This window comes from Streptomyces sp. SID3343 (assembly GCF_009865215.1).
In the GTDB taxonomy this organism is placed as follows: Bacteria; Actinomycetota; Actinomycetes; order Streptomycetales; family Streptomycetaceae; genus Embleya.
In genome coordinates this window covers 14,356-29,658 of sequence record NZ_WWJX01001201.1, presented here as the reverse complement: position 1 = coordinate 29,658, position 15,303 = coordinate 14,356, and the positions used below count along the sequence as shown (strand labels likewise).

At 72.1% G+C, this 15,303-nt stretch carries 15 protein-coding genes; 2 read left to right on the top strand and 13 right to left on the bottom strand.

Translation table 11 applies throughout. The annotated features are described in order from the left end of the window. The 5 genes from GT354_RS37850 to GT354_RS37830 form a co-directional block, all read right to left on the bottom strand. A partial coding sequence (locus GT354_RS37850) for a Trp biosynthesis-associated membrane protein (RefSeq protein WP_202512733.1) occupies window positions 1-569 on the bottom strand: 569 nt, incomplete at its 3' end. A gap of 46 nt (window positions 570-615) precedes the next feature. Continuing rightward, the gene (locus tag GT354_RS37845) at window positions 616-2,184 is read right to left on the bottom strand and encodes an anthranilate synthase component I (RefSeq protein ID WP_161360912.1); all 1,569 of its coding nucleotides are present in this window, start codon (window positions 2,182-2,184) and stop codon (window positions 616-618) included. A gap of 51 nt (window positions 2,185-2,235) precedes the next feature. Further along, the gene (gene hisI / locus GT354_RS37840) at window positions 2,236-2,613 is read right to left on the bottom strand and encodes a phosphoribosyl-AMP cyclohydrolase (RefSeq protein WP_161360911.1); all 378 of its coding nucleotides are present in this window, start codon (window positions 2,611-2,613) and stop codon (window positions 2,236-2,238) included. A 144-nt stretch (window positions 2,614-2,757) separates the two neighbouring features. After that, window positions 2,758-3,408, bottom strand: coding sequence for a TIGR03085 family metal-binding protein (locus GT354_RS37835; protein WP_161360910.1), 651 nt, complete (start codon window positions 3,406-3,408; stop codon window positions 2,758-2,760). A 32-nt stretch (window positions 3,409-3,440) separates the two neighbouring features. Further along, window positions 3,441-4,598, bottom strand: a complete 1,158-nt coding sequence (locus GT354_RS37830; protein ID WP_346012356.1) for an alpha/beta hydrolase-fold protein — start codon at window positions 4,596-4,598, stop codon at window positions 3,441-3,443. A gap of 364 nt (window positions 4,599-4,962) precedes the next feature. On the opposite strand from GT354_RS37830, the gene GT354_RS37825 reads away from it, so the two are divergent. Both GT354_RS37825 and GT354_RS37820 read left to right on the top strand, forming a co-directional pair. Then, window positions 4,963-6,780 (top strand): ABC transporter ATP-binding protein, encoded by a 1,818-nt coding sequence (locus GT354_RS37825; RefSeq protein WP_161360909.1) that lies wholly within the window; start codon window positions 4,963-4,965, stop codon window positions 6,778-6,780. Further along, window positions 6,777-8,615 (top strand): ABC transporter ATP-binding protein, encoded by a 1,839-nt coding sequence (locus GT354_RS37820; RefSeq protein ID WP_161360908.1) that lies wholly within the window; start codon window positions 6,777-6,779, stop codon window positions 8,613-8,615. The genes GT354_RS37825 and GT354_RS37820 overlap by 4 nt, the downstream gene beginning before the upstream one ends. Window positions 8,616-8,686: 71 nt before the next feature. On the opposite strand, the gene GT354_RS37815 is transcribed toward GT354_RS37820, so the two are convergent. The 8 genes from GT354_RS37815 to hisH all read right to left on the bottom strand — a co-directional run bounded on the left by GT354_RS37815 (window position 8,687) and on the right by hisH (window position 15,303). Then, on the bottom strand, window positions 8,687-9,520 hold the full coding sequence (locus GT354_RS37815; RefSeq protein WP_161360907.1) for a septum formation family protein: 834 nt from the start codon (window positions 9,518-9,520) through the stop codon (window positions 8,687-8,689). A gap of 35 nt (window positions 9,521-9,555) precedes the next feature. Then, window positions 9,556-10,443 carry a septum formation family protein gene (locus tag GT354_RS37810; RefSeq protein ID WP_161360906.1) on the bottom strand — a complete coding sequence of 296 codons (888 nt, stop codon included), beginning with the start codon at window positions 10,441-10,443 and terminating at the stop codon, window positions 9,556-9,558. Between the two features lie 56 nt (window positions 10,444-10,499). After that, complete coding sequence (locus tag GT354_RS37805) at window positions 10,500-11,777, bottom strand: MFS transporter (RefSeq protein ID WP_161360905.1); 1,278 nt, start codon at window positions 11,775-11,777, stop codon at window positions 10,500-10,502. Window positions 11,778-11,910: 133 nt separating this feature from the next. Further along, window positions 11,911-12,519 (bottom strand): winged helix-turn-helix domain-containing protein, encoded by a 609-nt coding sequence (locus GT354_RS37800; protein WP_161360904.1) that lies wholly within the window; start codon window positions 12,517-12,519, stop codon window positions 11,911-11,913. A 146-nt stretch (window positions 12,520-12,665) separates the two neighbouring features. Then, window positions 12,666-13,427, bottom strand: a complete 762-nt coding sequence (gene hisF / locus GT354_RS37795; protein WP_161360903.1) for an imidazole glycerol phosphate synthase subunit HisF — start codon at window positions 13,425-13,427, stop codon at window positions 12,666-12,668. Beyond that, window positions 13,424-13,840 carry a RidA family protein gene (locus GT354_RS37790; protein ID WP_161360902.1) on the bottom strand — a complete coding sequence of 139 codons (417 nt, stop codon included), beginning with the start codon at window positions 13,838-13,840 and terminating at the stop codon, window positions 13,424-13,426. The genes hisF and GT354_RS37790 overlap by 4 nt, the downstream gene beginning before the upstream one ends. Then, complete coding sequence (gene priA / locus GT354_RS37785; RefSeq protein WP_161360901.1) at window positions 13,837-14,571, bottom strand: bifunctional 1-(5-phosphoribosyl)-5-((5-phosphoribosylamino)methylideneamino)imidazole-4-carboxamide isomerase/phosphoribosylanthranilate isomerase PriA; 735 nt, start codon at window positions 14,569-14,571, stop codon at window positions 13,837-13,839. Before priA ends, GT354_RS37790 begins: the two co-directional genes overlap by 4 nt. Window positions 14,572-14,655: 84 nt before the next feature. Next, window positions 14,656-15,303, bottom strand: coding sequence for an imidazole glycerol phosphate synthase subunit HisH (gene hisH / locus GT354_RS37780; RefSeq protein ID WP_346012355.1), 648 nt, complete (start codon window positions 15,301-15,303; stop codon window positions 14,656-14,658).

Below are 15,303 nucleotides of genomic sequence, written 5' to 3'. Positions count from 1 at the left end.
ACCACGATCCGGCCGAACGCGCGGGTGGCCAGGACCGCGAGACCGCCCGCGATGCCGAGCAGCGCGAACGCGGTGGTCGCCTTGTTGACGGTGTTCCCGGTGACCTCGACCGCCAGGTGCGAGCCGTGCACGAGCGCGGTGCCCTCGGCCCACGTGCGGCCGGCCACCGCGAGCACGAGCCCGCCGCCGAGCAGCGCGAGCAGCACGGCGGTGGTCATCTCGCGGCGGGCCTTGCGGCGCACGCGCAGTTCCTCGGCCGCGGCGGCGTCCTGGGCGGCGTCCTTCGTCCCGGTCTCGGCGGCGGCGGTCTCGTTCTCGTTCTCGACGACGACCTTCTCGTTCTCGACGGCAACGGTGCCGGTCTCGGCGGCGAGGGTCCCGGTCCCGGCGGCGACGGTCTCGTTCTCGGCGGCGACAGTCCCGGTCCCGGCGGCGACGGTCTCGGCGTCGCGGGGCCCGGTGTCGACGTCGTCGTCCACCGAGGTCGCCGTCGAGGGCCGGTCGGCGGTGGGGGCAACGGGCTCTGCGGTGGCGCGCGCGTCGATGCGCTCGGGGGTCGCGTCGGTCATGGCTCCAGCATGACCGACGCGTCGGCGCGGTCCGACCCGGGGCCGATCAGCGGCCCACGTCGTGCGCGGGCACGAGCGTCGCGGCGATCGCCACCGCCCGCAGCACCGCCGCCGCCTTGTTGCGGCACTCGATGTCCTCCGCCTCGGGCGAAGAGTCGGCGACCACGCCCGCGCCCGCCTGGACGTAGGCGACGCCGTCGCGGATCAGCGCGGTGCGGATCGCGATCGCGGTGTCGAGGTCGCCGGCGAAGTCCACGTAGCCCACGCAACCGCCGTACAGGCCGCGCCGGGTCGGCTCGAAGTGGTCGATGATCTCCATCGCGCGCGGCTTGGGCGCCCCCGACAGCGTGCCGGCCGGGAAACACGCCGCGAACACGTCGAGCGCCGACCGCTCGGGCGCGAGGTCCCCGACGACGGTGGACACGATGTGCATGACGTGGCTGTAGCGCTCGACCGACATGAAGTCGACCACCTCGACCGTGCCGGGCGCGCACACCCGGCCCAGGTCGTTGCGGCCCAGGTCGACGAGCATCAGGTGCTCGGCGCGTTCCTTGGGGTCGGCGAGCAGTTCCTCGGCGAGCGCGTTGTCGGCGGCCGGCGTCGCGCCGCGCGGGCGGGTGCCGGCGATCGGGTGCAGCAGCGCGCGTTTGTCCTCGACCTTGACCAGCGCCTCGGGGCTGGAGCCCACGACGTCGAAACCGCCCTCGGCGCCGCCGTCGGTGCCGGGGAGGCGGAACAGGTACATGTACGGGCTGGGGTTGGTCGCGCGCAGGATCCGGTAGACGTCGAGCGCGCTCGCCTCGGTGGGCATCTCGAAGCGCTGCGACAGGACGATCTGGAACGCCTCGCCGGCCCGGATCTCCTCCTTGGCCGCCTCCACCGCCGCGCGGTAGGCGCCCGATCCCCACGGGCCCGCCGCGTCGGGTACGACCCCGCTGCGGAAACCGGCCGCCGAAAGTCCGGTGGGGCGGGCGAGGTCGGCGGTCATCGTGTCCAGGCGCGCGACGGCCGCGTGGTACGCCTCGTCGACGCCGGACTCGCGGTTGTCGTGGTTGATCGCGTTGGCGATCAGCAGCACGCTGCCGTCGACGTGGTCGAGCACCGCGAGGTCGGTGGCCAGGAACATCATCAGTTCCGGCACGCGCAGGTCGTCGACCGTGGTGTCGGGCAGCCGCTCCAGGCGCCGCACGATGTCGTAGCCGAGGTAGCCGACCATGCCGCCGGTCAGCGGCGGCAGTTCCAGGCCCGCCCTCTCGCCCGGAGTGTGCAGGCCGCGTGGGGTGTGCAGCGCGTCCACGGTGGCCCGCAGCACGTCGAGCGGGTCGCCTTCGGTGGGCACGCCCACGGGCGGGCTGCCCAGCCACCGCGCGTGCCCGTCGACCTCGGTCAGCACCGCCGCGCTGCGCACGCCGACGAAGGAATAGCGTGACCACGAACGGCCGTTCTCCGCCGATTCGAGCAGGAACGTGCCGGGTCGTTCGGCGGCGAGCTTGCGGTAGAGCCCGACGGGGGTGTCGCCGTCGGCGAGAAAGCGTCGGGTGACGGGGATCACACGCCGGTCACGCGCGAGCGCGTGGAACGTGTCGAGGTCCGGTGTGACGGTTCCGGTGGTCATGGCGTGCGAGATCTCCCGGTCAACGAGGGTCGGGGTCGGTCGGGCGCGGGGTCAGGACGAGATCGGCAGGACGTCCGCGTCGAAGCACGTGCGGTCGCCGGTGTGGCATGCCGCGCCGGTCTGTTCGACCCGCACGAGCACCGCGTCGCCGTCGCAGTCGAGGGCGGCGGAGACGACCTTTTGCACGTGGCCGGACGTGTCGCCCTTGACCCAGTACTCCTGCCGGCTGCGGCTCCAGTAGGTGCACCGGCCGGTGGTCAGCGTGCGATGCAGCGCCTCGTCGTCCATCCAGCCGACCATGAGCACCTCGCCCGTGTCGCTCGCCTGCGCGACGGCGGCGATCAGGCCGTCGGGGTCGCGCTTGAGGCGGGCGGCGATGTTCGGGTCGAGGTCGGACGGCCGCACGGGCGGGTGGTTGGCACCGGTCATGCGCGCATTGTCGCAGACCGACGCGGCCCATCCGCAGGGTCGTTCACCACCCGGTGCGCACGCCCCCGGTGAGCACGACCCCGGTACGCACCACCCGGGTACGCACCACTCCGCGTTCACGACCCGGGGTTCGCCGTCCGGCGTTCACAACCCGGTATCGGCCTCGCGCAGTCGTCGGATCGCGTCCGCGTCGCCCTCGACGCTCACCCGCGCCACGTCCTTGCGACCGAACAGGTACAGGAGCAGTTCGCCGGGGTGTCCCGACAGCGTCACCACGGGGTCGCCCGGGTGGATGGTCACCGCCGGCTCGTCGGCGGCGGTGTCGGTGCGGCGCAGCGCGACCCCCACCGAGAGGCCGCGCAGCGCGATCCGGGAGGCGCCCTTGGCCCGCTTCCACAGGATCTCGGCGAACGCGGGTTCGATGTCGCGGGGCTCGGCGCCGCCGGGGCCGGCCCTGCGGACGTCTTCGAGGTGGATGAAGTACTCCATCGTGTTCGCCGCCGCGTCCACGCCCGGGATGCCGAACAGGGACAGCCTGGGCGGGCCGCTCTCGACCAGGCGCACGGTCTCCTCGTAGGGCTTGGCGGCCCGGCCCAGGCGGACCTTCTCGGTCCAGCCGGCGAACGGCTTGAACATGATTCCGGGCCCCGAGTCGGGTCGGTGCTCGCGCACCACGAGGTGGGCCGCGAGGTCACGCGTGGTCCAGCCCGCGCACAGGGTCGGCGCGTCCGGTCCGCGTTCGCGCAACAGCGCGGCGAGCGCGGCGCGTTCGATGCGGGCGTAGGGAGTCGGCATGGCCCCGATCCTTGGGGCCCGGCCCGGTCGGGTCAAGGGGACGCGGCCACCGGGGCGGACTGCTTGGGCTGATCGGTGGCCTGCTGCTTGCTCAGCCAGCGCAGCGAGTCGGGCAGCAGGGCCTGCCAGGTCTTGAAGTTGTGCCCTCCGGTGGGCAGCAACAGGGTGTCCACCTTGAGCGGCGCCTTGGCCAACCGCTGGAACTCCTTGGTGTCGGGCAGGTTGGGTTCGCCGCTCTCGCTGCTGGTGAGCAGCAGGCTGACGGGCGGTGGCGGCATGTTCTTGAGCCGCCACATCAGGTCGTTCTGGTTGCGATACGCCTTGCTGTCGCCGTACAGGTCGCCGGTGTCGCCGTCGCTGGGCGCGCCGTAGTCGGCGGACATCGCCACCGCCGCGCCGATCCGGTCGGAGTTGAGCATGGCGAGTTTGGCCGCGCAGTAGCCGCCGGTGGAGTCGCCGAGCATGCCCCAGCCGCGCGGGCCGGGGGCGATGCGGTAGGTGGTGCCGATGGCTTCGGGCAGGTCCTGGCTGAAGAACACGCCGACCTGCGGGCCGCCGGGAATGTCGGTGCACTCGGTGTCGCGGCCGGGGATGTTGCCGGGGCGCATCATCACGAAGATGGTGGGTTGGATGCGCCCGGCGGAGATCTCGGCGGCGGCGGTCTTGGGCAGTTCCAGGCGGGTGATCAGGTTGCGCTCGTTGCCGGGGTAGCCGGTGAGGGCGATCACGACGGGGAAGCGGCGGTCCTTGAACTGGGGCTGGAAGTACTGCGGCGGCAGGTAGACCAGGGCCGGGCTGCCCAGGCCGCTGCGCCGGCCGACCACGTCGACCTGCTCGATCTGGCCGGCGACCTGCGGTTCGCCGCCGCCGGGCGCGTCCACCTTCTCGACGCCGTTTTGCTTGACCAGCTTGGGGATGTCGCCGGGGCCGCCCGGTCCGAAGTGCGCGACCGGCTTGCCGTTGCGGCCGAGCAGGTCGTCCCAGGTCGTGTAGAAGACGAAGTAGCGGTTGCCGACGACCGCGAGCAGCGCGAGCAGCAGGGCCTGACTGGTCACCAGGATCCCGATCCGCCCGAGGACGGGGACCACTCCTTGGCGCGAGAGCTTTGGCCAGAACACGACGACGGCGGCCGTCGAGGCGACGGCTACGGCGGCGAGCAGGGTGATCAGTTTGAGGCTGGTGAGGCCCACAGTGGCGTCCTCGGTCGGTCGATCATGGTCAGGGCACGTCTTGATGACGTGGCCCGCCGGGGTTTGGTTGCCTCGCATGTACGGATTCGGTGCGCGACAGCCGACGGTGTGCCCGAATCAGGGTGACACGCGGCATTGATCCGCTGTGTTCCGCCCCGGCGATCGGGCGGCCGCCCGCCCGCCGGCCCTGCGGGGAATCCGCGCCGTCCGCCGCGCCTTGTACTTTCATCGGACAACCACTGTGGTCCGGGGACGGCATGCCCTGCGCGCCGGTCACTGTCGGCTCGTCCCACACGACACACCGTTTCGACATCCGATCGACAGCCCCGTTCGCGGCGGCCGCAGTCCAGTGAAAGTGAGCCCCGTGGCGGACAAGGTCGTTCTGCGACAAGGACTACGCGTACTCGGCGTCGGAATCCGTGAGGAGCCGCGGATCTTCGCGGCGGCGGTGGGCGCCAGCGCTGTGTACGGCGTGATGACCGTCGGCTCCGCGCTGGTCCTGGGTCGGGTCACCGACGACGTGATCATCCCGGCGTTTCGTGACGGTGAGACCACGGCGGGCGCGCTGTTCGCGGCGTTCGCCGCCGTGTTCGGGATCGCGCTGCTCAAGGCGTTCGGGGTGGTCGGCCGCCGGTTGTGGGCGGGCATGATGCAGTATCGCCTCCAGGCGACCTATCGGCGCCGGGTCACCCGGCAGTACCTGCGGCTGCCGCTCGCCTGGCACCACCGCCACCCCACGGGACAACTCCTGTCCAACGCGAACGCCGACGTCGAGGCCGCGTGGAACCCGATCGCGCCGTTGCCGATGGCGGCCGGCGTGGTGGTGATGCTGTTCGTCGCGGCGATCTCGATGGTGATCACCGACTGGGCGCTCGCCCTGGTGGGCTTCGTGATCTTCCCGGCGATCGCCGTGCTCAACGTGGTCTACCAGCGCCGGCAGGGCCCGCTGGCGATGCGCGCGCAGGAACTGCGCGCGGACGTCGCCGAGATCGCGCACGAAAGCTTCGACGGCGCGCTGGTGGTCAAGACGTTGGGTCGCGAACGGGAGGAGACCGCCCGGTTCGCCGCCGCGTCGCGCGAGTTGGCCGAGGCCAACATCGCGGTGGGCCGGGTGCGCGCGGTGTTCGACCCGATGCTGGAGGCACTGCCGAGCTTCGGGGTGCTGCTCGTGCTCGTGGTGGGCACGGTGCGGGTCTCCAACGGCGCCCTGGCCCCGGGCGATCTCGTACAGGTCGCCTACCTGTTCACCCTCCTCGCGTTCCCGGTGCGCGCGATCGGCTGGCTGTTGGGCGACATGCCGCGCGCGGTGGTCGGCTACGACCGGGTGCGCGGCGTCCTGGACGCCGACGGCGAGCACACCTACGGCGACGCTCACGGCACGGGCATCGCCGCGGGCCCCGCCCGCCTGGAGGCGCGCGGGGTGCGCTTCGGCTATTCCGACGACACCGACGTGCTGCACGACGTGGCCTTCGAGGTCGAGCCCGGGCGCACCGTCGCGGTGGTGGGCCCGACCGGTTCGGGCAAGTCCACCCTCGTGTCGCTGCTGGTGCGCCTGGTGGACCCGGGCAACGGCGAGGTCCTGCTCGACGGCACCGATCTGCGCGACTACCGGCAGGGCGGGATCGCGGCGACCGCCGCGCTGGTGCCACAGCAGGCGTTCCTGTTCGACGACAGCGTGCGCGACAACATCACCCTGGGTCTGGACCTGGACGACGCCGCGGTGCACGAGGCGCTGCGGATCGCGCAGGCCGACTTCGTGCGCGCGCTGCCCGAGGGCCTGGACACGCAGGTGGGCGAGCGCGGTACGACGCTCTCCGGTGGGCAGCGCCAGCGCATCGCGCTCGCCCGGGCGCTGGTACGGCAGCCGCGACTGCTGGTCCTGGACGACGCGACGTCGGCCGTGGACCCGACGGTGGAGGCCGCGATCCTGCACGGGCTGCGCGACGCGGGCCCCGCCACGGTGGTGGTGGTCGCCTACCGCAAGGCCACGATCGCGCTGGCCGACGAGGTGATCTACATCGAGGGCGGCCGGGTCCTGGACCGCGGCTCGCACCACGACCTGTCGGAGCGCTCGGTGGGCTACCGCCGGCTCGTCAACGCCTACGAGCGCGCCGCGCGCGAGGCGGCCGGCGAGGAACTCGACCTGGACATCGGCGAGGCCGAGGAGGCCACGGCTTCATGAGTACCGTCACCACCGCCCCACCCGCGAAGACGAGTTCGCGGATCGGGGTCGATCCCGACTCCGACAAGCCGGTCGAGTCCGGCCTGGCCGTGCTGCGGCGCGGCCTGCGTCTGACGCCGGAGTTCACCGAGGGCCTGATCGTCACGCTGTTGCTCGCCGTGGTGGGCACGGCCGGGCGCATCGTGGTGCCGCTCGCGGTGCAGCAGACCATCGACCGCGGCCTGCGCGCCGACGCGGGCCCCGACCTGACCGTGGTACGCACGATGGCCGCGCTCGCGGCGATCGCGGTCGTGATCACGGCGGTGTCGGCGTACGCGATGAACGTGCGCCTGTACCGCACCAGCGAACGCGGTCTGTCCACGCTGCGCGTCGCCGCGTTTCGACACATCCACGACCTGTCGACGCTTCACCAGCAGTCCGAGAAGCGCGGTTCGCTGGTCTCGCGGGTGACCGGAGACGTGGACACGATCAGCCGGTTCATCCAGTTCGGCGGACTCCTGCTGATCGTCAGCGTCGGACAGATAGCGCTGGTGACCGTGCTGATGTTCGTCTACTCGTGGCAGCTGACACTGCTCGTGTGGGTGTGCTTCGCGCCGCTGTACTTCTTCATGCGCGCGGTGCAAAAGCGGATCGCCGCCGCGTACTCGCACGTACGGGTCGCGATGGGGCGCATGCTCGGCGCGATCTCCGAGCCCGTGGTGGGCGCGTCGATCGTGCGCGCGCACGGGATCGAGGACCGCACCGCGCGGCGGATCGACGAGGCCGTGGACGGGCACCGGGACGCGCAGACCCGCGCGCAGGTCTTCGTCGCGCTGACGTTCCCGATGGGCGAGATCGTGGTCGGCCTCGCGAACGCGCTCGTGGTGGTCGTGGGGGTGTGGCTGGGCATCGACGGGCACCTGAGCGTGGGCGAGTTGGTCGCGTTCCTGTTCCTGGTCACGCTGTTCGTGGGGCCCGTGCAGATGGGCGTGGAGATTCTCAACGAGGCGCAGAACGCGCTCGCGGGGTGGCGCCGAGTACTCGAAGTCCTCGACGCGGAGCCCGACATCGCCGACCCGGGCGAGGCGGGTACCGAACTCGCGCGCGGTCCGGTCGAGGTCGCGTTCGAGCACGTCTCCTACGGCTATCCCGGTGGCCCTCGGGTGCTGCGGGACGTGGACCTGACCCTGGCGCCCAAGTCGCGGGTCGCGGTCGTGGGCGAGACGGGCTCGGGCAAGACCACGTTCGCGAAGCTGCTCACCCGGCTGGTCGACCCGGACGAGGGGCGGGTGTTGCTCGACGGCGTCGAGTTGTCGCGGGTGCGCTTCTCGTCGTTGCGCGCTCGGGTGGTGATGGTGCCTCAGGAGGGTTTTCTGTTCGACGCGCCGCTGCGGGAGAACATCCGCTACGGCCGGCCCGAGGCCGACGACGCGGCGATCCGCAAGGCGTTCGACGACCTGGGTCTGGCCGACTGGCTCGCGGGCCTGGCCGCGGGCCTGGACACCTCGGTGGGGCAGCGCGGCGAGTCGTTGTCGGCCGGGGAGCGGCAGTTGGTCGCGCTGGTGCGCGCCTACATCGCCGACCCCGACCTGCTGGTCCTGGACGAGGCGACGTCGGCGGTCGACCCGGCCACCGAGGTGCGGATAAACCGGGCCCTGGACGGGCTGACCCGCGGCCGTACGGCGGTGTTCATCGCGCACCGGATGTCGACGGCGGAATCGGCCGACGAGGTCCTGGTGTTCGACGCGGGCGAGTTGGTCGAGCGCGGCACGCACCGCGAACTCGTGGACGCCGGCGGCTTCTACGCCCGGCTGCACGCGTCGTGGTCGGCGCAGCAGCGGACGGCGCCGCGCTGAGCGACGAGATCCGCTCGTCCGACGGGCCCGCGGCGATCGCCGCGGGCCCGTCGGATGTGGCGCCGCGTGTTTCAGCGCAGTGGTGCGTCGAGCTTTTTGGTCTGGTCGACGTAGGAGATCAGGCACTGGACCCGGCGGTCGCCGCCGATCCAGCCGCTCTCGTCGGGATAGATGTAGAGCCAGGTGAGCAGGTCGGGTTGGCTCTGCCGGGCGATCACGGGTTCGGCGAACGGCTTGCAGGCGGCCGACGCCCGGGTGTCCATGGCCGCTTCGCCGGGCCAGGCGGCGGCGGGCAGGTCGACGTTCTCGATGTGCTGCCCGTCGTGCGGCGACGTGCACGCGACCTTGTCGACGCCCGTGCCGACGGTCTCGAACAGGACGCAGTCGCCGGGGCTGAGCGGGACCTTCTCGACCGCGACGCTGCCTTGCGAGTTCGACGGTTCGGACGTCGCGGGGGGTTCGGTGGTGGGCGGTTCGGTGGTGGGCGGCTCGGTGCTCGGTTCCGGTTCGGAGGTGTCGGAAGGCGAGGCGGACGAGCCCGACATGGTCGCCTCGCTCGTCTTGTCCGCCTTGCCGCCCTTGCCGTCGTCGTTGCCCAAACTCACCACGAGGGCGATCACGCCGCCCACGATCAGCAGCGCGACGACCACGACGACGGCCACCACGCGCCTGCCGCCGCGACCGCCGGGCGAGCCCGCGGGGCCGTTCGGTCCGTAGGGCGGGACGCCGCCACCGTACGGCGGACCGCCGTAGGGCGGGGGCGCAGTGCCGGGCGGGTTGGGCGGCGGCGGGCCCGCCGGACCGCCCGGACCGCCGGGGTAGCCGCCGGCGCCGCCGCCGTATCCACCCCCGCCGTACCCCCCGGAGCCGTAGCCCCCACCGGAATATCCCTCGGGACCCGTCATCCGAGAATCCCTCCCCCCAGGGCCGAACGCTCGGGTCAGCGCAGCGGCTTGGTGAGTTTCTGCCCCGAGTCGTACTGGGCGATGCAGGTCACCTTGTGGTCACCGCGAGTCCAGCTGATCGACTTCGGGTACATGTAGGTGAAAGTGAACTGGGAGGCGTCGGAACGGCTGCCCACGAGCGCCTTCAGTTCCGGTAGGCATCGCTTGTCCGTCTCGCCCGTGATCGCCGGTTCGCCCGGGTAGCTGGTGCTGCCGGGCATGCTGAAGGTCATGAAGACCTCGCCGTCGTGCGGGGACGAGCAGGACTTCTTGTCGATGCTGCCGGTCGACCCCATGTCGATGCATTCGCCCTTGCTGAGGTCGACGTCCTCGACCTCGGAAGGCAGGTCGAATTCCGACGTCGCGGTCGGACGCGAGGTCCGGCTCGGCGTGGTCGCCCGCGGCGTGCTCGGCCGGGTGGGCGTCGCGCGGGTGGTGGGGGTCGTGCTCGGGGACGACGTTCCGGTGGTCGCCGACGCCGAGGACGACGCGCTGTGCGAGGACGACGCGCTGCTCTTCTTGTCGTCGCCGCCCAGGACCACCACGAGGGTGGCGATGATGCCGCCGACCACGACGAGCGCGGCGATCACGACGGCGATCAGGGGGCCCTTGCCGTTGCCGCCCTGGGGCGGGCCCGGCGGCATGCCTCCGCCGCCGTAGTTGCCGCCTCCGTAGTTTCCGGCGCCGTAGTTGCCCGGGTATTGCGGGGTGCTCTGGTCGGAGCCCGGGTACGGCGAACCGCCGTAGGGGTTCTGCGGGTACGGCTGCTGCCCGCCCTGCGGGTACTGCTGCCCGGGGTACGGCTGATTGGTGGGATACCCCTGGCCGGGCTGCTGCCCGTAGTCGGGATAGCCACCCTGACCGGGTGATGGCGGCGTCGTCATGTGCTCAGCCTGCCCGATGGGGTGGACACCCCGCTCATCCGGGCCCGACCACGTGACTACGTATCAGATGATTGTTGTGGGACCGGAATCCTTCCGTGACCCGAAGCCGTCCTCACCGGGTCGAACGGCCCGCTCACGCAAGCCACCACGACGCCGACGAACACCGTCGTACCACCGGCGGCGAAGACCGTGGCGGGCCCGAACGCGGACGCCGCGACGCCCGCCACCGGGTAGAGCAGGGGGATCAGGCCGACCCCGAACAGCAACTGAAGGGCCGTCACCCGACCGAGCGCGCTCGGCGCGCTCGCGGTCTGCACGAGCGCGTTCAGCGAACTGCCCACGATCCCGGTGGATACGCCCAGCGCCGCGCCGCAGCCGATCGCGGCCGCCAGGCCCGGCGCGTATCCGATCCCGATCAGGCTCGCCGCCATCGCCGCCATCCCCGCGGGCAGTACGAACCCGCGGCGCGGGACGTGCCCCAGCACGGCCAGCGCCAACGCTCCAGCCGCCGCGCCCAGTCCCCACGCGCCGAGCACCAGGCCCATCCCGCCCGGCCCCCATCCGGCGTCGTCGGCGAGCAGCACGATGCCGATGTTCATCGGGACCGCGAAGCCCAGTTCCATCAGCGCGGTCGTCACGAGCAGCAAGCGCAGCAGTCGATGCCCCGCGACGTAGCGCAGGCCCGCGCGCAGGCCCAACTCCGGTGTGTCGTCGCCGGTTTCCGCCTCGGGCGCCGGTCCGGGGCGCAGCCGCCACAACAGGGCGAGGGAGAGCGCGAACAGCACCGCGTCGACCAGGAAGGCGAGTTGGGCGTCACCCCACGCCAGCACCGCGCCCGCGACCGGCGCGGACGCCACCGTCGCCACCCGCTGCGCCAGCGCGCGCATGCCCTGCACCCTGACGAGCTGCTCGCGCGTGGTCAACCGCGCCGGCAGCGCGCCCACGGCCGGCATGAACAGCGCGTCCACGGCACCGAACACGAGCGCTATCACCACCAGCAGCCACACCGCGGGGCTGCTCGACACCACCGCGAACGCCGCGACGATCATCACGGCGCAGCGCACCGTGTCGCTGCCGATGAGCACCCGGCGCGGACCGTAGCGGTCGGCGATCGCCCCGCCGGGCAGCATCAGCAGGGCCCGCGGCAACGAGCCGGCGGCCAGGACGAGCCCGGCCTCGCCGGCGTCGCCGGCGCGGACCGCGGTCCACGACAGGGCGATGTACCAGATCTGGTCGCCCATCAGGGAGACGGTGTATGCACCGAGCCACGCGAGCACGCGCGGGTCCTTGTGGGCGGGCCGCGGCGGCGGTGCGCCGACGGGTGTGGCGGGCATGGCTGTCTCCCCGTTCCGGTGGGCTCGGCGGTGGGTCGGAGGCGGCGGTTCGAGGACGGCGGCTCGGAGGCGGCCGGTTCGATGCGCCGGGTCCGGGGCGTCGAGGGCGATGCGCGGGACCGAAGTCCGTGGTTCAGATGCGGTAGGGGAACCCCCGGTAGTACAGCTCGACCGGCTGGGAGCCCGGCGTCTCGCGGCCGCGGAAGCCGTCCACGAGCGCGTCGATCGCGGCGGACATCTCCCGGAGTTCGTCGACGCTCAGGCGCAGTGTCGGCGCCCCGCCGAAGGCCGCGCCGGCCCATTGCGGGCCCCACGACTCGACGTCGTCGAGGAAGCGCTGGTAGCGCTCGTCGGACTGCGACCCGAGCACCCGCGCGAGACTCACGGACATCTCCCGGCCGACCACGTCGTCCGCGAAGTCCTCGAACGAGAAGGTCAGGTCCTCGTCGACCTTCCACCACCGTTCGCGCCCGTCCTCGGCGTGTCCCGGGTCCTCCGACACGAAGGCGTGCGCGGCGAGGGTGCGCAGGTGATAGCTGACCAGGGACGGCGTCGCGTCGACGCGCTTGCCGAGCAGGGAGGCGGTCGCGGGGCCGCTCTCGTGCAGCAGGCGCAGCAGGGTGATCCGCAGCGGGTGGGTGAAGACCTTGAGGGTCTGCACGTCACGCACCGATCGGCGCGCGGGCCGAGATGCCGACGCGGGGGGCTGGGATGCGGGCGCGGGCGGGGTGTCGTCGCTCATGGGCCCACGCTAGATCCGAAAATCATCTTTCGCAATAATCCTTGCGCAAAATTTCCTTCACATCAGCCCACGAAAAAGCCGACCGCGCGAACGGTCGGCTTTTCCGCGGGCGGCGCGGTCGGCCCTTCGACGAGCGACCGCGCTCCTCAGCGGACCGGGTGTCCCTGCGCCCGCAACGCGTCCTTGACCTGCGGGATCCGCAGCATGCCGAAGTGGAACACGCTCGCCGCGAGCACCGCGTCGGCGCCCGCGTCGACCGCGGGGGCGAAGTGCTCCAGAGCGCCCGCGCCGCCGGAGGCGATGACCGGGATCGCGACCTCGGCCCGGACCAGCCGGATCAGCTCCAGGTCGTAACCGTCCTTGGTGCCGTCGGCGTCCATCGAGTTGAGCAGGATCTCGCCCGCGCCCAGTTCGGCCGCCTTCGCCGCCCACGCCACCGCGTCGATGCCGGTGCCGGTGCGGCCGCCGTGCGTGGTGACCTCGAAGCCCGCCGAGCCGTCCCGGCGGCGACGCGCGTCCACCGACAGCACGAGCACCTGCGAGCCGAAGCGGGCGGCGATCTCGGCGATCAGCTCGGGCCGCACGATGGCCGCGGTGTTCACCCCGACCTTGTCCGCGCCCGCGCGAAGCAGCTTGTCCACGTCCTCGACGGCGCGCACGCCGCCGCCGACGGTGAGCGGGATGAAGACCTGCTCGGCGGTGCGCCGAACGACGTCGTAGGTGGTCTCCCGGTTGCCCGAGGACGCGGTGATGTCGAGGAAGACCAGTTCGTCCGCGCCCTCGGCGTCGTACACCCGGGCCATCTCGACCGGGTCGCCCGCGTCGCGCAGGTTCTGGAAGTTGACGCCCTTGACCACCCGGCCGGCGTCCACGTCCAGGCACGGGATCACCCGTACGGCGAGCGTCACGAGTGGGTCCTCCCCCGGTACGCGTCCACCTCGACCTCGACCAGCATGCGCGAGTCGATCAGCCCGGCGACCACGACCATCGTCGCGGCGGGCGGGCTGTCGCCGAACACCTCGGCGTGCGCGCTGCCGACGTCGTCGGAGTCGCGGGCGTGCGTGATGAACATCCGGGTGCGCACCACGTCGGCCGTGGTCAGGCCGAAGTGTGCCAGGGCGTCGATCGCGATACCCAGCGCCGCGAGCGTCTGGTGCCGCGGATCGCCCTCGTGCGCGAGGTTGCCCTCGACGATCGCGGTGCACCCGGACACGTGCACGTAGTCGCCCGCGGCGACCGCGCGCGAGTAGCCGAACGTTTCCTCCCACCGGCCACCGGACGAATATCGTTCGATTCCACCTGTGTTGTGGCTTCCCGTCATCGGGACACCGCCTCCAACGCCTCTTCGAGGGTGAACGCTTGGGCGTACAGCGCCTTGCCGACGATGGAGCCTTCCACACCCAGCGGCACCAGCTCGGCGATCGCGCGCAGATCGTCCAACGAGGAGACCCCGCCGGAGGCCACGACCGGGCGGTCCGTGGCGGCGCACACATCGCGCAGCAACTGCAGGTTGGGGCCCGCGAGCGTGCCGTCCTTGTTGACGTCGGTCACCACGTAGCGCGCGCAGCCGTCGGCGTCGAGGCGGGCCAGCGTCTCGAACAGCTCGCCGCCCTCGCGCGTCCAACCGCGCCCGGCGAGCGTGGTGCCGCGCACGTCGAGGCCGACCGCGATCCGGTCGCCGTGCCGGGCGATGGCCGAGCGCACCCAGTCGGGCGTCTCCAGCGCCGCGGTGCCCAGGTTGACCCGTCGGCAGCCGGTGGACAGGGCCGCCTCCAGCGACGCGTCGTCGCGGATGCCGCCGGACAGTTCGACCTTGACGTCGAGCTTGCCGACGACCGAGGCGAGCAGTTCGCGGTTGCTGCCCGTGCCGAACGCGGCGTCGAGGTCGACGAGGTGGATCCACTCGGCGCCCGCGCTCTGCCACGCGAGGGCGGCGGTCAGCGGGTCGCCGTAGGAGGTCTCCGACCCGGCCTCGCCCTTGACCAGGCGGACGGCTTGACCGTCGGCGACGTCGACGGCGGGGAGCAGTTCGAGGCGGTGGGTCTGGGTCATGACGCTCGGTTCCTCAACAGTTCGTACGACAGCGGCGGGGGTGCGGCGTGCGGGCATCGGCGGAGATCGGCGAAATCGGCGGGACTACAGGGTGGCGAGCCAGTTGCGCAGCAGCTGTGCGCCTGCCTCGCCGGACTTCTCCGGGTGGAACTGGGTGGCGCTGAGCGCGCCGTTCTCGACCGCGGCCACGAACGGTGTGCCGTGCAGGCTCCACGTGACGCTCGGCGGGATGTGCGGTCCGTCCTGGACGAGCGGCATCTCCCACGAACGCACCGCGTAGGAGTGCACGAAGTAGTAGCGGGTGTCCTGGTCGACGCCCTTGAACAGCACCGATTCGGTCGGCGCGTCGACGGTGTTCCACCCCATGTGCGGCACCACCGGGGCTTCGAGGCGCTCCACCGTGCCGGGCCACTGCGCGCAGCCCTCGGTCGCCACGCCGTGCTCGACGCCGCGGCCGAACAGGATCTGCATGCCCACGCAGATCCCGAGCACGGGCCGACCGCCCGCGAGGCGCTTGTCCACGATCGCGTCGCCGCGGACCGCCTTGAGCCCCTCCATGCACGCCGCGAACGCGCCGACGCCGGGCACCAGGAGCCCGTCCGCGTCCAGCGCCCGCTTGTGGTCGGAGCTGATCTCGACGTCGGCGCCGGCGTGCGCGAGCGCGCGTTCGGCGGAGCGCACGTTGCCGAAGCCGTAGTCGAGGACGATGACCTTCTTGCTCACCTGGCTCAC